General features: G+C 61.3%; 17 protein-coding genes. 14 read left to right on the plus strand and 3 right to left on the minus strand.

Annotated elements, in window-relative coordinates:
- Positions 1 to 47: 47 nt before the first annotated feature.
- From FB466_RS09545 to FB466_RS09585, 9 genes are all read left to right on the plus strand, one after another.
- Positions 48 to 1,193, plus strand: coding sequence for a YlbL family protein (locus FB466_RS09545; protein WP_170206100.1), 1,146 nt, complete (start codon positions 48 to 50; stop codon positions 1,191 to 1,193).
- A 44-nt stretch (positions 1,194 to 1,237) separates the two neighbouring features.
- Positions 1,238 to 4,165 (plus strand): UPF0182 family membrane protein, encoded by a 2,928-nt coding sequence (locus FB466_RS09550; protein ID WP_141918065.1) that lies wholly within the window; start codon positions 1,238 to 1,240, stop codon positions 4,163 to 4,165.
- Between the two features lie 249 nt (positions 4,166 to 4,414).
- Positions 4,415 to 5,428, plus strand: coding sequence for a TerC family protein (locus tag FB466_RS09555; protein ID WP_211344806.1), 1,014 nt, complete (start codon positions 4,415 to 4,417; stop codon positions 5,426 to 5,428).
- A 159-nt stretch (positions 5,429 to 5,587) separates the two neighbouring features.
- The gene (gene leuC, locus FB466_RS09560) at positions 5,588 to 7,087 is read left to right on the plus strand and encodes a 3-isopropylmalate dehydratase large subunit (protein ID WP_141918068.1); all 1,500 of its coding nucleotides are present in this window, start codon (positions 5,588 to 5,590) and stop codon (positions 7,085 to 7,087) included.
- A complete protein-coding gene (leuD, locus tag FB466_RS09565) occupies positions 7,087 to 7,683 on the plus strand; it encodes a 3-isopropylmalate dehydratase small subunit (protein WP_141918070.1) in 597 nt (198 codons plus the stop codon). Before leuC ends, leuD begins: the two co-directional genes overlap by 1 nt.
- 58 nt (positions 7,684 to 7,741) lie before the next feature.
- Entirely contained in the window at positions 7,742 to 9,070 is a 1,329-nt protein-coding gene (murA, locus tag FB466_RS09570; RefSeq protein ID WP_141918073.1) for a UDP-N-acetylglucosamine 1-carboxyvinyltransferase, read from the plus strand.
- Between the two features lie 144 nt (positions 9,071 to 9,214).
- The gene (locus tag FB466_RS09575; RefSeq protein ID WP_246054614.1) at positions 9,215 to 9,976 is read left to right on the plus strand and encodes a lysophospholipid acyltransferase family protein; all 762 of its coding nucleotides are present in this window, start codon (positions 9,215 to 9,217) and stop codon (positions 9,974 to 9,976) included.
- A complete protein-coding gene (locus tag FB466_RS09580; protein WP_141918076.1) occupies positions 9,976 to 11,091 on the plus strand; it encodes an NAD(P)H-dependent glycerol-3-phosphate dehydrogenase in 1,116 nt (371 codons plus the stop codon). Before FB466_RS09575 ends, FB466_RS09580 begins: the two co-directional genes overlap by 1 nt.
- Positions 11,091 to 12,185 (plus strand): D-alanine--D-alanine ligase family protein, encoded by a 1,095-nt coding sequence (locus tag FB466_RS09585; RefSeq protein WP_141918080.1) that lies wholly within the window; start codon positions 11,091 to 11,093, stop codon positions 12,183 to 12,185. The genes FB466_RS09580 and FB466_RS09585 overlap by 1 nt, the downstream gene beginning before the upstream one ends.
- A 25-nt stretch (positions 12,186 to 12,210) precedes the next feature.
- Here the strand turns inward: FB466_RS09585 and FB466_RS09590 are convergent, their stop codons facing one another.
- On the minus strand, positions 12,211 to 12,732 hold the full coding sequence (locus FB466_RS09590) for a DUF3515 family protein (protein WP_246054615.1): 522 nt from the start codon (positions 12,730 to 12,732) through the stop codon (positions 12,211 to 12,213).
- Between the two features lie 22 nt (positions 12,733 to 12,754).
- On the opposite strand from FB466_RS09590, the gene thiL reads away from it, so the two are divergent.
- Positions 12,755 to 13,789 (plus strand): thiamine-phosphate kinase, encoded by a 1,035-nt coding sequence (gene thiL / locus FB466_RS09595; protein WP_141918082.1) that lies wholly within the window; start codon positions 12,755 to 12,757, stop codon positions 13,787 to 13,789.
- Here thiL and FB466_RS09600 read toward each other — a convergent pair.
- Entirely contained in the window at positions 13,701 to 15,284 is a 1,584-nt protein-coding gene (locus FB466_RS09600) for a PucR family transcriptional regulator (RefSeq protein WP_170206101.1), read from the minus strand. The genes thiL and FB466_RS09600 overlap by 89 nt on opposite strands.
- Positions 15,285 to 15,411: 127 nt before the next feature.
- On the opposite strand from FB466_RS09600, the gene gabT reads away from it, so the two are divergent.
- The 3 genes from gabT to FB466_RS09615 all read left to right on the plus strand — a co-directional run bounded on the left by gabT (position 15,412) and on the right by FB466_RS09615 (position 19,736).
- Positions 15,412 to 16,761: a 4-aminobutyrate--2-oxoglutarate transaminase gene (gene gabT, locus FB466_RS09605; RefSeq protein WP_141918087.1), complete on the plus strand. Its 1,350-nt coding sequence runs from the start codon at positions 15,412 to 15,414 to the stop codon at positions 16,759 to 16,761.
- Between the two features lie 39 nt (positions 16,762 to 16,800).
- Positions 16,801 to 18,288 (plus strand): NAD-dependent succinate-semialdehyde dehydrogenase, encoded by a 1,488-nt coding sequence (locus tag FB466_RS09610; RefSeq protein WP_141918091.1) that lies wholly within the window; start codon positions 16,801 to 16,803, stop codon positions 18,286 to 18,288.
- Positions 18,289 to 18,362: 74 nt separating this feature from the next.
- Positions 18,363 to 19,736, plus strand: coding sequence for a flavin monoamine oxidase family protein (locus FB466_RS09615; protein WP_141918094.1), 1,374 nt, complete (start codon positions 18,363 to 18,365; stop codon positions 19,734 to 19,736).
- Between the two features lie 21 nt (positions 19,737 to 19,757).
- Here FB466_RS09615 and rsmD read toward each other — a convergent pair whose 3' ends face one another.
- Complete coding sequence (gene rsmD / locus FB466_RS09620; protein ID WP_141918097.1) at positions 19,758 to 20,336, minus strand: 16S rRNA (guanine(966)-N(2))-methyltransferase RsmD; 579 nt, start codon at positions 20,334 to 20,336, stop codon at positions 19,758 to 19,760.
- Positions 20,337 to 20,377: 41 nt separating this feature from the next.
- On the opposite strand from rsmD, the gene FB466_RS09625 reads away from it, so the two are divergent.
- Positions 20,378 to 22,603 carry an ATP-dependent DNA helicase RecG gene (locus tag FB466_RS09625; RefSeq protein WP_141918100.1) on the plus strand — a complete coding sequence of 742 codons (2,226 nt, stop codon included), beginning with the start codon at positions 20,378 to 20,380 and terminating at the stop codon, positions 22,601 to 22,603.
- The last annotated feature ends 8 nt before the right edge of the window (positions 22,604 to 22,611 follow it).

Raw genomic sequence — 22,611 nt, forward strand, 5'->3', positions numbered from 1 at the left:
GCGAACAGAAGAAGTCACGGGCGGCCCCGGGGCGGAGAGGGGAGAGGGTGTCAACGGTGAATCTCAGTGATGTGAACGGGAGCGAGGGCAGGGATATCCCGAGATCAGCCCCGCGGATATCCCGCAAACGGGTCGTCACCACCGGCTCGGCGCTCGTGGCGGTCGTGGCCATCGGGGTACTCCTGCTCGTGCCAACGGGTTACGTCATCGAGCAGCCTGGGCCGGTCTATGACACCCTGGGTGCCGTTACCGTGGAGGACAAGGAGGTTCCGATGATCGAGATCTCGGGCACCCCTAGCTACGACACTACGGGCTCCCTCAACCTGCTGACGGTGTCTACCGTTGGCACCCCCGAGTATCCGGCCTCGATTTTTGGGGTTGCTAGTGCGTGGTTTGATCGGACAAAGGTGGTGCTTCCCCTGGAGGCGCTCTTCCCGCCCAGTGTGACCGCGGAGGAGCGTACCGAGCAAAACCGCGTGCAGATGGTGGACTCGCAGCAGACCGCGATTGCCGCCGCGCTGACGGAGATGGGTACACCCTTCGATACCACGCTTACGGTCACCGCGGTGACCGACGAGTCGCCGGCCGTCGGTGTGTTCGAGAAAGACGACATCGTTACCTCCGTTGACGGCCAGCCGGTACATGATCTCGTGGATTTGCGCGGCAAGATAGCTGCGCACGGTGTGGATAGTCCGGCAACTGTGGGTATCCTGCGTGACGGTACGGCCACAGAGGTGAAGATCACCCCCGTGATCGTCACGGCATCCGATGGTACCGAGGTGGCCGTGATGGGTATTTCGGTTGTTGTCAGCTATACCTTCCCGATCGACGTTACGGTACAGCTTGACCGGGTTGGCGGACCGAGTGCCGGCATGATGTTTGCGCTCGGTATCATCGATAAAACCACCCCGGACAACCTCACGGGCGGCTTTGACATTGCAGGGACGGGAACCATCTCGGCGAGCGGTGCGGTGGGGGCCATCGGCGGCGTACGCCAGAAGGCCTTTGCCGCGGCTGCCGCCGGAGCCACGATTTTTCTTCTGCCCACCGCGAACTGTGGCGAATTGGGGGAGGGAATACCCGACAGTATGGAGATTTATCCCGTAGAGACCCTTGCTGATTCCCTCCATGTGCTGGACACCGTGACATCGGGAGGGGATGTCGAATCGCTTCCCCGCTGTGAGATCGGCTGAACCTCAGCCAGGAACAGGTAGAGTTATCCCCTGACCGCTAACCCATGAAGAGGCCTGAGTTGACTACTGCTGCAGAGAGCCGTCCAGAGACCACCCGCAAGAAACGCCGTTCGCCACTCGCGCTCACGGCTGTCATCGTTGGTGTTCTCATCGTCGCATTCCTCGCACTGTCTGGGGTGTATGCCGATGTCCTGTGGTTCGATCAACTCGGATTCCTCAGCGTGCTCACCACGCAGTGGATCGCCAGCATCACCCTTTTTATTGTGGGTTTCATTGCCATGGCAGTTCCGCTCTACATCGCCATTGAGCTCGGCTACCGTAAGCGGCCGGTCTACGCGAAGCTCAACGCCCAACTGGATCGCTACCAGGAGGTCATTGAGCCCCTGCGTAAGCTGGCGTCGTTTGGTATCCCTGCTGCCTTTGGTATCTTCGCGGGTCTGTCAGCGGCGTCTCGCTGGGAGGTCGTGCTTGTGTGGCTCAACCGGACCCCGGCAGGAACCACAGATCCTCAGTTCGGTCTTGACGTGACCTTTTACATGTTTGAGTTGCCGTTCTATCAGGGCGTTGCCGGGTTTGCCTCGGCGGTTATCCTTATCTGCCTTCTACTCTCGATTGCCACGTCATATCTCTACGGTGGTATCTCGGTCACGGGTAAGGATTTCCGTGTCTCCAAGAGCGCGCGTATCCAGATCGCTGTTCTCGCAGCGGTCTACCTGCTCGTTCAGGGGGTGAGTATCTGGCTCGACCAGTTCGCCACCCTCACGAGTTCGAACGGTCTCATCACGGGGGCCGGGTACACCGATGTCAATGCCACCATTCCGAGTAAGGCTATCCTCGCGGTCATTGCGGTCTTGGTTGCGGTGCTCTTCGTGGTCACTGCGGTTAATGGCCGTTGGCGCCTGCCGCTCGTAGGCACAGCTCTGCTTATCGTGAGCAGCCTCGTGGTGGGTAGCCTGTACCCCTGGGTGGTGCAGCGCTTCCAGGTAGACCCGAGCGAGAAGACACTCGAAAGCCCCTTTATTCAGCGCAATATCGACATGACTCGGGATGCCTACGGCCTGTCCGACGTTGAGGTAGTGCCTTATGACGCTATTACGGATGCCGAGCCTGGTGCCCTCCGTAACGACGCTGTGACAACCTCCAATATCCGTATCCTGGACCCTTCGATTGTGCCGCCCACCGTGGCTCAGCTTGAGCAGATTAAGCCCTATTACCAGTTTGCGGATCGACTCGACGTTGACCGCTACGAGATTGATGGCAAGGTCCAGGATGCCGTGGTTGGCGTTCGCGACATCAACGCCACCAACCAGGAGGGCTGGTACAACAAGACGCTCGTGTACACGCACGGGTACGGCCTCGTGGCTGCCTATGGTAACCAGCGCTCCGTTGAGGGACAGCCGGAGTTTATGGAGTCTGGTATCCCCACCGAGGGCCAACTGGGAGACTTTGAACCCCGCGTCTACTTCGGTGAGTCCTCGCCCACCTACTCGATTGTGGGCGGTTCGGGCAAGAAGGATGTTGAACTCGACTACCCTGCAGGTAAGGACGGCGAGAACCAGACCCGCACGACCTTTACCGGTGACGGCGGACCCAAGCTCGACAACTTCCTGAAACGCCTTGTCTATGCGCTCAAGTTCCAGTCGGAGCAAATTGTGCTCTCCGAGGATGTCACCAACAGTTCGCAGATCATGTACGACCGCGACCCGCTCACACGAGTTCAGAAGGTGGCACCCTACCTAACCCTTGACTCTGACCCGTATGCCTCCGTGGTCGATGGCAAGCTGGTCTGGATCGTGGACGGTTACACCATCTCAGATAAGTACCCGTACTCCGATATCAACGGTATGAGTCAGCTCACGGCCGATAGCGACACGGCCGAACGAGCCTTGGCATTTGACGATATTAACTACATCCGTAACTCGGTCAAGGCCACGGTCAATGCCTACGATGGCTCGGTCACGCTTTATGCCTGGAACACTGAGGACCCAATCCTCAAGACCTGGCAGAAGATCTTTCCGAACACGGTCAAGCCGGTGTCAGAGATGAGCGGCGATTTGCTGAGCCACGTGCGTTACCCTGCCGACCTCTTCAAGGTACAGCGCGCTGTGCTGGGGCAGTACCACGTTACCGAGGCCGGTGCATTTTACTCAAAGGAAGATGCCTGGCGCACGCCCAACGACCCCGTGTCAAAGAGCACCAAGGATGTTCTGCAACCTCCGTACTACCTCACCCTGTCTCCGGGCAAGGACGAGGACCCGACGTACTCGATATACAGCACCTACATCCCGCTGGCGACCGGTGAGACGGCACGCAACGTGCTTACCGGGTATCTCACGGCCAATGCCAACGCGGGCAATACCGACGGTAAGGTCTCTGAGGGTTACGGTACGCTTCGGCTGCTCACGCTACCGAAGGGCGAATCGATTCCTGGACCTGGCCAGGTGCAGAACAACTTTACGACCGATAACCAGGTTTCCACCGTGCTCAATATTCTGAGCAACGGTGGACAGACAAAGGTGATCAACGGAAACCTGCTCACGCTTCCTGTTGGTGGCGGTCTGCTCTATGTGCAGCCTGTCTACGTGAAGTCCCAGACCGAGACCAGTTACCCCGTGCTCAAAAAGATTCTGGTGGCCTTTGGCGACCAGATTGCGTTCGAGGACACCCTCGATCTGGCTCTCGACAAGCTGTTTGGCGGAGATTCCGGAGCCACGGCTGGTGATCAGAACCTGCCATCTGCCGAGACAGATTCGGGCAGTACCCCCACGGTCGAGCCGACCGAGTCGGATAAATCTGACTCGACTTCGACCCCGGGTGACTCATCGGCAGACCTTCAGGCCGCCCTGAAAGCCATGCAGAAGGCGATTACGGACCGTGAGACGGCTATGAAAGACGGCGACTGGGCTGCGTACGGCGAGGCTGACCAGCGCCTTCAGGATGCGCTGGCTCAGGCGCTCTCGCTGGGCGGCTAGCGTTTCGAATGGCACCTCGGCGGGCCCGGATTATCCCTCGCGGGTATCCGGGCCCGCCGAGGTTTTTGGCGTCGAGTAGTGTAATATTGCCTGAGCGAAGGGGAGTATCCCGGTTCGCCGTGTTCGTCAGTACGGCCCGCATCGAACGTGGACCCGGATGCGGTGCAATAGCCTGTACGGGTTGTTGGGGAGAGACTTTCGGTTCTTTTGTGCGGTTTACCCGCTCGACCGATGTTGTAAGGATTCTCTGTGTCAGCAGCTCTTCCTCCGTTGTTTGAGATCACCTCGATGGTGGTACTCACCATCATTTTGATCGTCGATCTTGCTCTTGTCGCCAGGCGGCCCCATATCCCGTCGATGCGAGAAGCTAGTCTCTGGGTATCTTTCTATGTAGTGCTCGCGCTCATCTTTGCCGGTCTCATGTTTACGATTGGGGACCCGAAGCACGGGGCGGAGTTCCTGGCCGGCTGGCTTACGGAGTACAGCCTGAGTATCGACAATCTCTTTGTCTTTGTCCTCATTATGGGTCAGTTTGCGGTGCCCAAAAAGTACCAGCAGGAAGTGCTGATGATCGGCATCATTCTGGCGCTCATCCTGCGCGGCATCTTCATCCTCGCGGGTGCCCAGTTGATCGAGAACTTCAGCTGGATCTTCTATATTTTTGGGGCTTTCCTCGTCTACACCGCCTGGAAACAGGCTCTGCCGGAGAAGGAGGATGAGGAGGGCACGGAAAATGCTCTTGTGCGGTTGTTGCGTCGGCGTGTGCGCATCACGGATGAGTTCACTGGCACCAAGTTTCGCGTCTCAGTCAACGGTGTTAAGCACTGGACCCCCATGCTCATTGTCTTTATCGCGATTGGTACCACCGATCTCCTCTTTGCGATCGACTCAATTCCGGCCATTTTTGGTATTACCCAGAGCGCATTTATCGTCTTCACCGCGAACGTCTTCGCTCTGATGGGGCTGCGGCAGTTGTACTTCCTGCTGGGTGGTCTCCTAGACCGTCTGGAATACCTTAAGTACGGTATTGCGGCTATCCTCGCCTTTATCGGTGTCAAGCTTGTGTTCCATGCCCTGCACGTCAACGAGGTGCCATTTATTAACGGCGGTGAGCATATTGACTGGGTTCCCGAGATCAGTACCTGGATGTCTCTGGGCTTCATCGTTGTGGCAATGGCCGTTGCCACCGTGGCTAGTCTGATTAAGGCCAGGCGAGAGGATGCCAGTTCGGGCGAGCACCTGCATCTGGGGCGCGACGATTAGCCCGATGTGGCAGAGCGCTCGGAACGGGGTGCTATTCTGTGGGAATGCAGTTCGCCCGACTTCTTCTTAGTGGCCGCGACGGGTCCTAGCCTACGGACCATCCCCGTCGCGGAGTTCTGTCGTGGCCCGACCGATTTCAACCTGTGAGAAGAACGCGAAATGACTGAACAAATTGCTGTGGATGTCCGTCCTCGCACCCTGGCCGAGAAAGTATGGGATGACCACGTCGTCGTCCGTGGGGAAGACGGCAACCCCGACCTCATCTACATCGACCTGCACCTGGTGCACGAGGTCACCAGCCCCCAAGCCTTTGATGGTCTGCGCCTGGCCGGTCGGCCGTTGCGCCGGGTCGATCTCACAATTGCGACGGAGGATCACAACACCCCCACGCTCAACATTGACCGGCAGATTGCCGATCCCACGAGTCGTATTCAGATTGAAACCCTGCGCACCAATGCCGCAGAGTTTGGTGTGCGTCTACACTCACTTGGCGACAAAGAGCAGGGGATTGTTCATGTTGTCGGTCCGCAACTGGGGCTGACAATGCCCGGCATCACTGTTGTGTGTGGCGATTCTCATACCTCCACCCACGGCGCGTTCGGTGCGATGGCGTTTGGCATCGGCACCTCCGAGGTGGAACACGTTATGGCCACCCAGACACTGCCCCTCAAGCCGTTTAAAACTATGGCGATTCGGGTGGAGGGTGAGTTGCGTCCCGGCGTAACGGCCAAGGACATCATTCTCGCAGTGATCGCCAAGATCGGTACCGGTGGTGGCCAGGGGTATGTGCTGGAATTCTGCGGTTCCGCCATTCGTTCGCTCTCGATGGAGGGACGGATGACAATCTGCAATATGTCGATTGAGGCCGGTGCACGCGCCGGCATGGTCGCACCCGATGAGGTCACCTTTGAGTATGTGAGGGGCCGCGACCACGCGCCAACCGGTGCCGATTGGGATGAGGCTGTCGCCTACTGGAAGACGTTGCCAACCGATGAGGGGGCCGTGTTCGATGCCGAGGTCTTCCTGGACGCAACTGACCTGGAACCTTTTGTGACCTGGGGCACGAACCCGGGCCAGGGTGTGCTGCTGAGTGAGCCCGTGCCACACCCGGCTGAGATGTCTGATCCCAACGAGCGCGCCGCCGCCGAGCGGGCGCTCGAATACATGGGCCTGATCGCGGGGACCCCTATGAAGGATATTCCGGTTGATACCGTCTTTCTCGGCTCCTGCACCAACAGCCGCATCGAAGATCTACGGGCCGCGGCCGAGGTGGTTCGCGGCAAGAAGAAAGCCGACAACGTCCGGATGCTGGTGGTGCCGGGTTCCGCTCGGGTGCGGCTCGAAGCTGAGGCAGAGGGGCTCGATCAGATCTTTCAGGACTTTGGTGCCGAGTGGCGTTTCGCCGGCTGTTCTATGTGTCTGGGGATGAACCCCGATCAACTGGCACCGGGGGAGCGCTGCGCTTCAACGAGTAATCGTAATTTTGAGGGTCGCCAGGGTAAGGGCGGCCGCACTCACCTGGTATCTCCGCTGGTTGCGGCGGCGACGGCTATCCGTGGAACGTTGTCGAGTCCCTGGGACTTACAGAACGATGCCAGCCAGGGGATCACCCATGATGCTCAGGACACGTCTACCGCTGAACGAGAGGCCGCGCTCTAATGGAAAAATTCACTACTTTCACCGGTATCGCTGCCCCGTTAGAGCGGTCTAACGTGGATACCGACCAGATCATCCCGGCGGTCTACCTGAAACGCGTGACCAAGACGGGATTTGAGGATGCCCTGTTTGCCGGCTGGCGGCAGGACCCTGAGTTCGTTTTGAACCGAGCTCCCTTTCAGGGGGCCTCTGTGCTGGTGGCCGGTCCCGACTTCGGTACGGGATCCTCACGTGAGCACGCCGTATGGGCGCTCCGTGATTTCGGGTTCCGTGCCGTGTTAAGTTCGAGGTTTGGCGATATTTTTCGAGGTAACTCGAGTAAACAAGGGCTGCTTGCCGCCCAGGTTGAGGAAGCGGACATTGCAAAGGTTTGGGCCGCAATCGAGGCGAATCCGGGTGTCGAGGTCACCATTAACCTGGAGGAGCGCAGCGTCCGGGTCTCCGACCTGACAGTGGGCTTCAGTATTGACGACTACACTAGGTGGCGGCTCATGGAGGGCTTGGACGACATCGCCCTGACCCTTCGCAATGAGCACAAAATTACCGAATTCGAAGCTCGTCGCCAGTCGTGGCGGCCCCAAACACTCCCGGTGAAATAGCTTGAAGCAAATTGAGAATAACGACCTGAACACCGATGCTCGTAAGGCAGGAGAACGTGTGGGACTCACATCCGATGAAATTATCATCAACGGTGGGCGACCGCTCAAGGGTCGAATCGAGGTTCGTGGGGCCAAAAACCTCGCGACAAAGGCTATGGTTGCGGCCCTTCTCGGCCAGAGCACCAGCCTCCTCCGCAACGTACCGAACATCAGTGATGTCCGGGTTGTAGCGGGACTTCTGGCCCTGCATGGAGTTCAGATCACTAAGGGAGACACCCCCGGTGATTACTATCTGGACCCGAGCAGGGTGGAGTCGGCACATATGGCCGACATCGATGCTCACGCCGGTAGCTCGCGCATCCCGATCCTGTTCTGCGGGCCGCTGTTGCACCGGCTGGGTGAGGCCTTCATTCCCGATTTGGGTGGCTGCCGGATCGGTGACCGTCCGATTGACTTCCACCTGGATGCCCTGCGCAAGTTTGGCGCGGTCGTTGAGAAGTTGCCGAGCGGTATCCGGATGACGGCCCCCAACGGTTTGCACGGTGCAGATATCGAGTTGCCGTATCCGAGCGTGGGGGCAACCGAGCAGGTCCTGCTCACCTCTGTCCTCGCGGAGGGCACCACCGAGTTAAAGAACGCCGCAATTGAGCCCGAGATTATGGATCTCATTGCGATTCTGCAGAAGATGGGGGCCATCATCAACGTGGAGCCCAATCGCGTCATCTTCATCGAGGGTGTCGAAGAGCTGCACGGCTACAAGCACAGCGCCATCTTTGACCGCAACGAGGCCGCCAGCTGGGCGGCGGCAGCGTTGGCTACCGAGGGTGACATCTTTGTTGGCGGTGCGCGTCAGGAGGAGATGATGACCTTCCTCAATATCTTCCGCAAGGTGGGTGGAGCCTTCGAGATTGAGGATGACGGTATCCGGTTTTACCACCCCGGCGGCGAGCTCAAACCCGTTGTCATCGAGACGGATGTCCACCCCGGCTTCATGACCGATTGGCAGCAGCCACTCGTGGTCGCCCTCACCAAGGCCAACGGTGTATCCACCATCCATGAGACCGTGTACGAGAATCGCTTCGGTTTTACCGACGCTCTCAATAAGATGGGTGCCGATATCGTCGTTTATAAGGACGGCTTAGAAGGGTACAAGCGCCGTGTAGCGCGCCGTGATTTTGAGCAGGCCGCCGTGATTACCGGGCCTACTCCGCTCAAGGGCGCGGATGTTGAGGTCCCGGATTTGCGTGGCGGTTTCAGTCACTTGATCGCCGCGCTCACGGCCGAGGGCCAGTCCACCGTGAGCAACGTGGGTATTATCTCGCGCGGTTATGAGGATTTTATTGGTAAGTTGCGCCAGCTTGGTGCAGACTTCGTCTTTGAAGCTTAGCCCATAGAGACAGAAAGCCTTTTTCTCGCCCCGCTGACGCACCGCGTCAGCGGGGCGTTTGCTGCGTGCGAAAGGTCAGTAAATTCACAGTCGCGGTCCCGCTTGGATACCGTTCACGCAGCCAAGATAGGGAATAATCGTTGTGTGCCTTCACCTCAAAAAGCGTCCCGACCGCGCAGCCCCGAGAAGTCTCGGCCCTCGATCTTCTGGCTGCTGGCTAGTATTGTGCTGCCTCTGTGGGCGCTCATGGTGCGGTACCGCTTTGTGAATTCGGAGAAGCTGCCCGCTCAGGGGCCGTTCGTCCTGGCCCCTAACCACTACAGCGAGATTGATCCCATTGTGATGGGTGTCGCCGTCTGGAAACTGGGTCGCCAACCGCGTTTTATGGCCAAGGCGAGTCTGTTTAAGATTCCGGTGGTGGGCTGGATGCTGCGCACGTCGGGGCAGATTCCGGTGGAGCGGGCGGGCGGGGGCTCCTCGCAACCAATCCGTGCCGCCCAACAGCTGGTGGTTCACGGACAGGGGCTCATCGTGTACCCTGAGGGTTCGCTCACGCGTGAGCCGGATCTGTGGCCTATGCGTGGTAAGAGTGGTGCGGTGCGGCTGGCGCTGGAGAACGATATCCCGCTGATTCCGAGCGCACACTGGGGCACTCAGGAGCTCATGCCGCGCTATGGCAAGAACATTCACCCGTTCCCGCGTAAACGGATTTCCGTCATTATCGGGGATCCGGTGGACCTGTCTGATCTTGCAGGGCAGGTTCTCGACCAGAAGACGCTCGCTATGGCAACGGACCGACTTATGGCGGCAATCTCAGACCTCCTGGGTGAGTTGCGGAGCGCAACTCCACCGCCCGAGCGCTGGGATCCAGCCCGTAACAACCAGACAGAAACAGGTAAGTTTTGATGACACCCGCTGGCCCCCGTTCGAGGAATAGTACGGGTCGTCGGGTGGCTGTCGTGGGGGCGGGCAGTTGGGGTACAAGTTTCGCCAAGATTCTGGGGGATGCGGGGAGCGAGGTTGTGATGTGGGCGCGTCGCCCCGAACTCGCCCAGGAGATCTCGATCGCCAAGCGGAATAGTGACTACCTTCCGGGTATTAACCTACCTCTCTCCGTCACGGCTACTCCCGATCTTGCGGAGGCCGTCTCCGGGGCGAGTCTCGTGTTTCTGGCGGTTCCGAGTCAGTCGCTGCGCGGGCAGCTTCCGGCCATCGAATCCTCACTCAACGGAGACGCGGCGCTGGTCAGTTTAATGAAGGGGGTTGAACGTGGCACCAACCTGCGGATGAGCCAGGTCATTGAGGAAACTCTTGATTATGACCCTGACCGGATTGCTGTTGTCTCGGGGCCCAACCTTGCACTCGAAATCGCCCAGGAGCAGCCCACCGCGGCTGTTGCTTCATCACGCAGCTTGGAGCTGGCGAAGACGGTGGCGATGGCTTCCGCCACACCCTACTTCAAGACGTTTGTCAATGTTGACGTAATCGGCACCGAATTTGGTGGCGTGTTGAAGAACCTCATCGCGTTGGCGATCGGCATCGTGGATGGCGTGGGCTACGGCGAAAACACCAAGGCCTCTATTATTACGCGCGGTCTGGTAGAGATGACTGATTTTGCGGTGGCATTTGGGGCCGAGCCACCTACGCTTCAGGGCCTCGCTGGCCTGGGAGACCTGATCGCCACGTGTCAGTCGCCGCTTTCCCGGAACAATACTGCTGGCCGTCTCCTGGGGCAGGGCTATAACCTGGACGACGTGGTAGCACAGATGAACCAGACCGCTGAGGGTATCGCCTCCGTGCGCCCCGTCTTGGCTCTGGCGCAGAGCCGCGGGGTGTCGATGCCGATTGTGGAACAGGTCAACATGGTGCTGGAAGGCACCCTTTCACCGCAGAATCTTGCCCCCCATCTCACCACTGAAGATGGCGTACCGCAACCCGAGAGCTCGGATATCCTTCCACAGGAGGCTCCGGAGGAAACACGCGGATTACGTCGTCTCTGGAACACACTGAAGGGGATGTGATGAATCAACAACGCGTGCGGGTTGTGCTGCTTTTTGGCGGCCGTTCGAGTGAACACGAAATTAGCTGTGCCACCGTGAGTGGGGTGCTGTCGGCGATTGACCGGGATCGCTACGAGGTGATTCCGGTGGGTATTACCCGCGAAGGGGCTTTCGTGCCCGAAGAGGATAGTGTGGCAAAGTTTGCCCTCAACCCAGAGCGGATGCCGTGTGTCACCGATAATGGCTCCCGCATCCTCTGGCCCGAGAGCAGTGCCACTCGAGAGTTGCGTGTGGTTGATCCCGAGGGGCGGGTGAGCTCACTGGGCGATATTGACGTGGTCTTTCCCCTCCTGCACGGTCCATTCGGTGAAGACGGTACAGTGCAGGGTTTGCTGGATCTTATCTCGCTTCCCTTCGTGGGGTCGGGCGTTTTAGCCTCCGCCCTCGGCATGGATAAGCACTTCACTAAGACGGTCCTCGCCTACAGCGGGTTGAGCGTGGCCCCGTGGCGCACCGTGACCGCGGCTCAGGTGCAGAACGATCCCCGCCTTCCCGAGCGAGCTGTTGCTGAGCTGGGTCTTCCCGTATTTGTGAAACCCTCCCGGGCTGGGTCCAGCGTGGGGGTGACCCGCGTCTCCCAGCTGGATGGTCTGGCTGCCGCCCTCGCGACGGCTTTTGAGTCGGATGAGCGTGTGCTCATCGAGTCCGGTGTCGTGGGCCGGGAAATTGAGTTGGCTGTGCTCGAAGGACGTCGTGGCGAGCCTCCGCGTGTCTCTTGGGCGGGCGAGATTATTGTGACGGGTCGAGAGTTCTACGACTTTGAGGCCAAGTACCTGGATGCGCCCGGTATCGAATTGGTGTGTCCAGCGATTCTCACCGACGAAGAACTGGCTTCCCTCCAGGATCACGCGGCCCGCGCTTTTACGGCGATTGGTGGGTCGGGGTTGGCGCGGGTTGACTTTTTTCTCACCGAGCAGGGACCGGTTGTCAATGAGATCAACACTATGCCCGGTTTCACCCCCATCTCAATGTTTCCACGCTGCTGGGCTGTCAGTGGTGTGAGTTATCCAGAGCTGATTACCGAGCTCATCACTCTCGCGGTGCAGAAAGCCTAGGCCCGACGGGCACGGTGCTGAGTTTTTAGGTGCCGGTATCCTCGCCGATGGTGAGGTCGTCGGTGGCGGTGCAGTGCCGCTTCTGGGGGAGCTCTTTTACTGCCTGTTCCAGGTCAATGAGCACGGTCGTGGAGCTGACCGGGGTCTCAGCCTCGTTGTCGATGATGACTTCCAAACCGGGTTCTCGGCCGTAGGCTTCAAATCGGTAGAGAGGTGCACGTGAGTCGTCCACAATCCAATCGACCCCGTTGAGGTTTGTGCACGGCAACTCGGTGGGCCCGCTGGACTCGATGCCACAGTAGAGCAGCACGCTTGCCGGTTCGCCCCAGGCCGAGGTTGACTGCGCATTGGTCTCGCGCTGCGGTTGGTCAGCGACAACATCCGGTAGGCGCACGATGAGGTTGGCGCACACGGGGTCGTTGGCGTTCACCGCGGCCTCCAGCGGGACGATACTGCCGCATCCGGTGAGCGTGAGGGTGAACAGTAATGCTGTGGCGAGGCCTGCGCGAGTGCGTGGCCGAGCATCGTGTCGAATGGGGATTTGCACCCCCTCAGGCTACCGTGTGTTTATGCAGAGAGTTCCCGACCTTGACGGTCCGCTTGTCTCCGACCTGACCGAGCGGGAGGTCTTGGCGATGATTACTTCCCGGCTGCGCCCCGCGGTCACCTGCACCGTGGGCCCCGGTGATGATGCGGCTGTGCTGACCCCGAGCGGTGACCTCGTCGTGACGAGCGATCTGATGGTTGAGGGCCCCGACTTTCGGTTGTCCTGGTCGAGTGGGTTTGAGCTGGGTTGGAAAGCCGCGGCCACGAACCTCTCCGATGTCGCCGCGATGGGTGCGCGTCCTAGCGGCCTCACGGTGGCCTTGGCTACCCCGGTTGACCTTCCGGTTCGCTATCTGGATGAGATCGCCCGCGGCTTGGACGCTGCGTGTGCAACATTGGCACCCGGCTGCGGTGTTGTCGGGGGTGACCTGTCTCGTTCTCGCGTGCTCACTCTCGCGGTCACCGCCCTGGGCGACCTGGAAGGGCGGCCACCCGTGTTGCGCTCGGGAGCTCGGCCGGGAGATGTTGTCGCGGTTGCAGGGGATCTGGGTTGGGCATCCGCTGGGTTGCGCCTGCTTTTTGAGCGCTCAGCCGATGCTCGGGGCGTGGCGCACTCCGCGGGGCTCGCCGCGCTGTGGTCCGAGAGTCCGGAACTGATTGCGGCCCAGTTGGCACCCACTCCACCCATCCCACTGGGGGTTGAGGCGGCGATTGCGGGGGCGACGGCCATGATGGATGTGTCTGATTCTCTTGCTCTCGATGCCTCGCGTCTGGCCGAGGCGAGCGGTGTGACGCTTCATCTGAGGGGGCATTGTTTGGGCGATTATCCCGATGACGCCCTGTACGGTGGTGAAGACCACGCGCTTCTCGCGACTTTTCCCGGCGACGCCGTTGCCCACGGGTTTCGGGTGATCGGCCGTGTGATTGATCCGCGTGAGGGTGCGCCCGTTGTGGTGGACGGTGTGCCGGTCAGTCTACGGGGCTGGGACCCGTTTTCCGTGAGCGAGGTGACGAAAACCGGCAGCGCAGCGCCGTCCAGAGTTCTGCCCTCGCGCTAAATTGACTGAGGTCGCGTCCCAGTAACTGTTCGAGGAGCTCTATTCTACCTTTCAGGGTGTGGCGGTGGATGCCGAGGGTCGCCGCGGCCGGTGCCCACTGCCCGTTGTGTTCAAGCCACTCCGCGGCGGTGCTGAGGAGAGTCTCTGCTTCCGTGCTGCCGATGCGAAAGACCGGCTCAAAAAAGGCCTCAGCCCGGTCGCGTGCCTCCGTCTTGTCGAGTAGGGAAAGAATGCTGTCCGCGCGCAGATCCTGGAATGATACGTGGCCTCGTGTTCCCCGCGAGAATGCCCGCTGGAGGCTCTGCTCCGCCTGAGCAAGCAGAGTAGTGATCTCGGCGTAGTCTCCGCTGCGTGAGCCGCCCGACGGGATGCCGTGCGCCGCCAGTCGTTCGTGCACATCATCGACGTGGCGGTCGGCGGCAAGAATCACCAGTTCGTTCACGTGATCTGCGTAAAACACCCCGCCGCCGGTCCGTGCGGCGAGTGTACTGAGGGCCTCCGTGACGGGGGTGTCGCGCTCTGGCGGTACCACGCACGTGATGACGGTGAGCGGTTCGCTCGGGAGGTCGCCCCAGAGCTGCCGCGCCGCGCCGCGTGCGGCCGCGAGATTGCCGCTCAGGAGGGTGCCGAGGGTTCCCGTGCGTAGGTGTCGCGTGGCGATGCTGAGGGCGTGGTTTTGCTCCAGCGCGAGGCTGGCCAGGGCTACAACACCGGTGACGACGGACTGGGCGGCGTAGTCGAGTGTGCTGGACCCGCCCACTGCCAGGACACCGCGGAGATGTCCGCTGGCCCCCAGGGTTTGCAGTGACACCTGGTGTGCGCTATCGGTTTCCCCCGCTAGGCGGGCGCTGGAACGGGTTCCCGCCGCAAGGATTCTGCGAGTTTCCGTTCTCGTCGCGGGCGAGAGCGCCTCGTCGCGTTGGGTGGAGGGGAACACCTGGGTGGGGAATCCGGCAGTGTCGTAGAGGGCCACCCAGCAGGTTAACTGGCGGGAGAGCTCCCTGAGGCTGGCGCGTAACCCGTCGGGTCGTAGCGCCGCGAGGGTGACGGCACGTTGCGCGCTGAGCGACCAGGCGTCGCGCGCATGTTTCTCGCGGCTGATCAGGTCGGCGGCATAGCGCACAATCGCGATAAAGGGGGTGCGGTAAGGCACCTCAAATAGTGGTAGCTGGTGGGCGATGCACGCAGCGATGAGTGGATCGGGTGTGCCCCGCCGGCTCACGTCGGTACCAAATCCGAGACCCCGGATATTGCTGTCAGCGAGTCGTCGGACGTAATCTTCGTACACCGTGGCCGTGGCGTCGTCAAACTGGCTGCCGGTGGTGAGAAGTACGTTGTCTGGCGAGAGAAAGGGGGTGGGGTCGAGGAGGTCGGTGCCGTGGACCCACTGGATGACCGAGTCGATACGCCGACCCCCGGCCTCCGTTTCCGGGTCAACCAGGAGAGTGAGTCCGAGCGGGGCGTGGTCGAGAAGCTGCCTCTGGGTCACGGTCATAGTGACACAGTGTACATTTTGTATTTTATAAAATGTACAGCATGGCACCTTGTGTTGTGGGGCAGGGTTCGTACCATGAGGAGTGTTCGGCATCCACCGTTCATCACTCAACAATGAAGGAGACACTATGACCGCCACATCTGCGCCGCTCGGAGGCCCCCAGCTGGTTCAGGAACGTAAGCTGGTCACGGCGATCCCCGGTCCCCAGTCGCAGGAGTGGTTGCGTCGCAAGTCGGAGTCTGTTGCCGCGGGAGTGGGCATCACACTGCCCGTTTTTGGCGTTGCAGCCGGGGGCGGAGTGATTGTGGATGTTGACGGCAACAGCCTGATCGACCTCGGCTCCGGCATTGCCGTGACCGGTGTGGGCAATAGCGCCCCGCGCGTGGTGGAGGCGGTACAGGCCCAGGCAGCCCAGTTCACACACACCTGCTTCATGGTCACCCCATACGACTCCTACGTGGAGGTCTCTGAGGCCCTCAACGAGATCACGCCCGGAACTTTTCCCAAGCGGAGTGCACTCTTCAACTCGGGTGCGGAGGCGGTTGAGAACGCCATTAAAATCGCTCGCTCTTACACGAAGAAATCAGCGGTCGTGGCCTTTGACCACGCCTACCACGGTCGTACCAACCTCACAATGGGCCTGACCGCCAAGAACATGCCATACAAGAGCGGGTTTGGACCGTTTGCCGCCGAGATTTACCGTGCACCACTGTCCTATCCGTTCCGCGATGGGGGCCTCAGCGGTGCCGAGGCTGCGGCCACGGCGATCTCGGTGATCGAGAAGCAGGTGGGGGCCGAGAATCTGGCCGCCATTATTATTGAGCCGATTCAGGGGGAGGGCGGTTTTATCGTCCCGGCTCCGGGTTTCCTCCCGGCTCTCGCGGACTGGGCGCGCGCGCACGACGTGGTTTTCATCGCCGATGAGGTGCAGACTGGCTTTGCCCGAACGGGCGAGATGTTTGCCTCCGAGCACTTCGGCATTGAGCCCGACCTGATCGTCACGGCAAAGGGAATTGCCGGTGGTCTGCCGCTGTCGGCCGTCACGGGTCGCCAGGAGATCATGGACGCCCCGCACGTGAGCGGCCTGGGCGGAACCTACGGCGGGAACCCGTTGGCCTGTGCCGCGGCGCTGGCTGCCATCCAGACCTATCGTGAAGATAACCTGGTTCACCGCGCCCGCGAAATAGGTGCCATTATTGTGGATCGGTTTACGCAGATCCAGGTCGCTGATGCCCGCATCGGCGATATCCGTGGTCTTGGTGCCATGATCGCGATTGAGATCGTGAAGCCCGGAACCACCGAGCCTGACGCCGCCCTTACGGGAGCCATCGCTCGTTACGCCCACGAGCGCGGTGTGGTGGTGCTCACCTGCGGCACCTACGGAAACGTGATCCGGTTCCTACCGCCACTCGCCATCGGCGATGACCTGCTTCGCGAGGGCCTCGATGTGGTGGCCGACGCCCTGGCCCACAACTAGTTACTTCCCACGTATACCGAGAGTGACGGAGACATCAAGATGACCGAGAATACTACTCTGAGCCCCCGGGAGATGGAACTTCTCTCACGGGTGCCCAGCGGGCTGTACCGCAATGGCGAGTGGGTCCGTGCCGAGGGCGATACCACCCTCACGGTGAGCGATCCGGCAACCGGGCAGCCGCTCAAAACGATCGCCAACGCGAGCCCCGCGGATGGTCTGGCTGCCCTTGATGCGGCGGATGCCGCCCAAGCGGCCTGGGCTGCGACGGCCCCGCGCGTACGGGCCGAGATCCTGCGCCGGGCGTTTGATCTACTGCAGGAACGTCGCGACGATTTTGCTCTTCTGATGACCCTGGAGATGGGTAAGCCTCTCGCCGAGGCCAACGGAGAGGTGACCTACGGTGGTGAGTTCCTACGCTGGTTCAGCGAGGAGGCTGTGCGTATTAACGGCCGCTACGGCTCGAATCCCGAGGGTACCGGACAGATTGTGGTCTCACAGCGCCCCGTCGGCCCCTGTTTCCTGATCACACCCTGGAATTTCCCGCTCGCGATGGCCACCCGCAAGATTGCGCCGGCCCTGGCCGCTGGCTGTACCGTGGTGATTAAGCCTGCCGAACTCACGCCGCTCACCACGCTGTTTTTTGTGCAACTGTTAGCGGACGCGGGTGTGCCCGCTGGCGTGGTCAATACCATCACCACCTCAACCTCTTCCCGGGTGTCTGCCCCCATCATTGCCGACCCGCGCCTGCGTAAGTTGAGTTTTACGGGCTCGACTCCGGTGGGGCGGAAGCTGATTGAACAGTCGGCCCAGGGAGTTCTACGTACGTCGATGGAACTGGGTGGCAACGCGCCGTTTGTTGTTTTTGAGGATGCCGATGTTGACGTGGCCGTTGCCGGTGCCATGCTCGCTAAATTCCGCAACATTGGCCAGGCCTGCACGGCGGCGAACCGCTTCATCGTGCACTCGAGCGTGGCGGGCGAGTTTGGCCGCAAGCTGGCCGAGCGGGTCAAGAGCCTCACCATCGGACGTGGGGTGGAGGATGGCGTCGATATCGGCCCGCTGATTAACGCGGACGCCGTAGACTCTGCCGAGGGCATGGTTCAGGACGCCCTCGCCAAGGGGGCTACTCTGCTGGCCGGTGGCTCGCGTGTCGAGCGCGAGGGGCATTTCTATGAGCCCACCGTGTTGACGGGGCTATCGGCGGATGCGCGCATTCTGAGCGAGGAAATTTTCGGGCCGGTCGTGGGCATCGTCACATTCGACACCGAAGACGAGGCGGTACGGCTCGCGAACAACACCGAGTACGGTCTGATCAGCTATGTTTTTACGACCGACCTGGCTCGGGGGCACCGGATGATTGACCGCCTCGATACAGGCATGATGGGCCTCAACACGGGCCTCGTTTCTAACGCCGCCGCGCCTTTTGGCGGGGTTAAACAGTCGGGCCTTGGCCGCGAGGGCGGTGCCGAGGGCATCCACGAGTACCTCTCGACGAAATACACTCTAATCCCCAACACCAGGGCCTAGCGCACACCCGCTCGCTCGGGTAGCGTCTCGATGAAGTGGATGCTACCCGAGCGACAGTTTTTAAGGACGGAATCATGACACAGGAACACATCACCCGCGACGTGGCCATCATTGGTGCTGGCGCGTCGGGCCTGAGCGCGGCGACCACGCTGCGAGCACTCGGACACAGCGTCATCGTGCTGGAGGCCCGCGACCGTGTGGGTGGCCGGCTCTGGACGAACACGATTAACGGGGCACCCCTTGAGATTGGTGGCCAGTGGATCTCTCCCGACCAGGACGTCCTCAAAGCGGTCGTTGCCGACCTTGGCCTGAGTACCTACTCGCGCTATCGCGAGGGTGAGAATGTTTACGTGGCCGAGGATGGTACCCGCACTCTCTTCACCGGCGATATCTTTCCGGTGGGGCAGAAGAGCGAGGCAGAGATTATCCGACTCATTGCTCTCCTGGACGAGCTTGCTGGTGAGGTGGGCTGTGAGTCCCCGTGGACGCATCCGCGCGCCGAGGAGTTCGATGCGATCGCCTTCACCCAGTGGCTTGCCGAGCAGAGCGACGACCGTGTGGCCAAGGATAACGTGGCTCTGTTTGTGGGCCCGGCCATGCTGACCAAGCCGGCCTATTCGTTCTCGCTGCTCCAGGCGCTTCTCATGGCGGCCAGCGCTGGGGGCTTCAGCAGCCTGGTGGATGCCGACTTCATGCTCGACCGGCGCGTCGTGGGTGGCCTGCAGAGCGTTCCCCTGGGCCTTGCCGCCCGCCTGGGTGATGACGTGCGCCTCAACCAGCCGGTGCGCCACGTGCGAGACAACGGTGCCAGGGTTACGGTGAGCACCGATGATGTTGAGGTGACCGCACACCGCGTGATTGTCGCCCTACCACCGAATCTCGTCAACCGAATGAGCTTCGCCCCTGCCCTGCCCCGCCTGCGCCAGCAGATGCTGCAACATCAATCCTTCGGGTTTGTGATCAAGGTGCACGCGGTCTACAGTCGCCCGTTCTGGCGCGATGCCGGTCTCTCCGGCACAGCATTCAGCCCCTACCAGATTGTGCACGAAGCCTATGACAACACCTGGAACGTGGATGCAGATACCCAGGACACTCGCGGAACCCTTGTCGGCTTCGTCTCAGATGTGCATGCTGATCGCCTTTTTCGGTTCTCGGCTGAGGAACGTCAACACCAGATTCTGGAGTCGCTATCGGCCTACTACGGTGCCGAGGCGATGACCCCCGAGGTCTACTACGAGAGCGACTGGGCCGCGGAGGAGTGGACCGGTGGTGCCTACGCGGCGAGCTTTGATATTGGTGGGCTTGCTCGCTACGGCCGGGACCTGCGTGTGCCGGTGGGTAATATCCGCTTCGCCTCAAGCGATATTGCTGGTCATGGCTATCAGCACGTGGATGGTGCCTTGCGCATCGGGCGCGATACCGCGCAGGAGGTCGCGGCATCGCTCTAGTGTTTCTCGCGCCGTGAGCCGCTAGTTCGTGCTCTCCCCGTGATCGGCCCACCAGAGGGTTGTTTCGCCGTAGTCTTTGCGGCGAAACAGTTCCAGACCCTCGGGCCACTGGGGCTCGGGAGAGCGCGAACTGCGCTCCACCAGCACCACGCCGTTCTGGGTGAGTAGCCCGGCTACTCGTTCGAGATCGTGCGCGAGTGCGTCTTCGTTCAGGTCGTAGGGGGGGTCGATAAAGATCACCTCGGCGGTTACCGAGGTGCTCTCCAAGAAAGCGGCGACGCTGCGCGGTATCACCTCCACGCGGGGGCTGGGTGTACCGCGGTAGGCGGCAATCACCTGGTGTGTATTGCGTCGTGCTGTCTGGGCCGCCTTGCCTCCCTTTTCGACCAGCGTTGCGCCCATTGCGCCCCGGCTGATCGCCTCCAGTCCGAGCGCGCCAGAACCCGCGTAGAGGTCAATAATGTGGGCGCCGGGGAGCACCCCCCACGCGTCAAGCGACGAAAAAATTGCCTCTCGCACGCGGTCGCTGGTGGGTCGGGTGCCTGAGGGGGGTACCACGAGGCGTACCCCGCGGGCATAGCCGGAAATAATTCGTGTCACCCTCCGAGGGTACCGGCAGCGCGGGGCGTTACAGTGGACGGGTGACTGACATCTCCCTGGACACCGCCCTGAGCGCAGTGATCGGCGGTCGTACCGCGGGGGCCATTGCGCGGGCTTTTGGGTACACGACGGTGGGAGAGTTTGTGGGCCATTACCCCCGCCGCTACGCCAGTCGCGGTGAGCTGACCGCCCTGGACACCCTGCCGCTGGGCGAAAACGTCACGATTGTGGCGGAAGTGCGTGAGGTACGCGAGCGGCCCATGCGCAATCGCAGGGGCGGCATCCTGGAGGTCTCAATCACTGATGGTCGTGGCATCCTCACCCTCACCTTTTTTAATCAGTCCTGGCGGGCCAAGGAATTGGTGGTGGGCTCTCGCGGTATCTTTGCGGGCAAGGTGGGGGCCTATCGGGGTACCTACCAGCTTGCACATCCCGATTACGAGCTTTTCGAGGAGGGATCGGCGGAGAATTCCGGGGACCGACCGGCACCCCACGCCGACTCTGCCCGGCGCTGGGCTGAGACCCCGATCCCGATTTACCCCGCGACGGCAACCGTTGCCAGCTGGCAGATTCAGCGTTCGATGGACATCGTGCTCGACAGTCTGGGCACAATCCCGGACCCGGTCCCGGTCGAGGTGCGGCAGCAGGAGGGCCTGATTGACGCGGATCAGGCGGTGCGCCAGATTCACCGTCCAACTCGCGAGGTTGACTGGCAGGATGCCCGCGAGGCGCTGCGCTTCCAGGAAGCGTTTCTGCTGCAGACGGCGCTGCTGCAGCAGCGTGCCGAGTCGCTCCGCCAGCCGGCCACACCGCGACCGGTGCGGGCGGGTGGACTTCTTGACCGCTTCGACCGAGACCTCAGCTTTACCCTCACGGGTGACCAGAGCGCCGTGGGCGATGAGATCGCCGCTGACCTGTCCCGCAGCCATCCTATGAGTCGTCTCGTGCAGGGCGAGGTGGGTTCCGGTAAAACTCTCGTCGCCCTCCGCGCGATGCTTCAGGTGGCTGACAGCGGGGGACAGGCCGCCCTTCTTGCCCCCACCGAGGTTCTGGCGGCTCAGCACCTCCGCTCGATTGTGCGCACTCTTGGCCCTGACCTGGCTGCCGAGCTTGCCCCCACCCTCGTCACCGGTCAGCAGCCCGCGGCCATTCGCAAGCGGTCGTTGCTTTCGGTTGCTGCCGGTGGTACTCGCATTGTGGTGGGTACGCACGCGCTGATGAGTGCGTCGGTGCAGTTTGCTGATTTGGGCCTTGTGGTGGTTGACGAGCAGCATCGCTTTGGTGTTGAACAGCGTGAAGCGCTCCGCCTGAAGGCGCACACGCCGCCTCACACGCTCGTGCTGACGGCCACGCCCATTCCGCGCACGGTGGCTATGACGGTATTTGGCGACCTCGACGTGAGTACGATCCGCGAGCTTCCTGCCGGGCGTGCCGGTATCACGAGCCATGTGGTTCCGCTTGCCGATCACCCGAGATGGAGCCATCGCATCTGGCAGCGGGTGTCGGAGGAGCTGGCTCAGGGGCGGCAGGCTTTTGTGGTGTGCCCAGCTATTCGTGACGCCCCCGCGGGCGAGGACGTCCTGGAGGCTGGCGAGATGCTCGCCGAGGAGGTCGAACAGCTGAGGGCTGACGCTGCGACGGGTCCCGTTGAACCGCTCGCCTCGGTCGAGACGACCGTAGCGATGCTGCGCGCCCACCCTCTCTTCTCCTCCACGGCCGTGGCCGCTCTGCACGGCCAGATGAGTTCCGATGAAAAAGACCAGGTCATGAGTGACTTTATGGCGGAGAAGATCAGGGTACTGGTCGCCACAACCGTGATCGAGGTCGGGGTTGATGTACCCAATGCATCCACGATGGTGGTGCTCAACGCTGATCGCTTTGGTGTTTCGCAATTGCACCAGTTGCGTGGGCGGGTGGGGCGTGGTGGCGTAGCTGGGCTGTGCCTTTTTGTGACCACGGCCCCGGCCGGCACAATCGCGCGCGAGCGCGTCGCCGCCGTCGCCGCGACCCTCGACGGCTTTGAGCTGGCGCAGGTTGACCTGGAGCTGCGTCAGGAGGGCGATGTGCTCGGTACCACCCAGGCGGGTGGACGTTCATCGTTGCGCATTCTTCGGGTTGCCCGTGACGGCGACATTATTACGCGGGCGCGTGAGCTTGCCAGTGGCATCCTGGATGCGGATGGCGATCTCACCCAGCATCCTGTCTTGCGTGCCGCCCTGACCTATCGCCTGGACGCGGCGGAGCGAGAGTTTCTCGCCAAATCATAGGCACAGGT

The sequence above is a fragment of the Klugiella xanthotipulae genome (genome assembly GCF_006716695.1).
GTDB lineage: Bacteria > Actinomycetota > Actinomycetes > Actinomycetales > Microbacteriaceae > Klugiella > Klugiella xanthotipulae.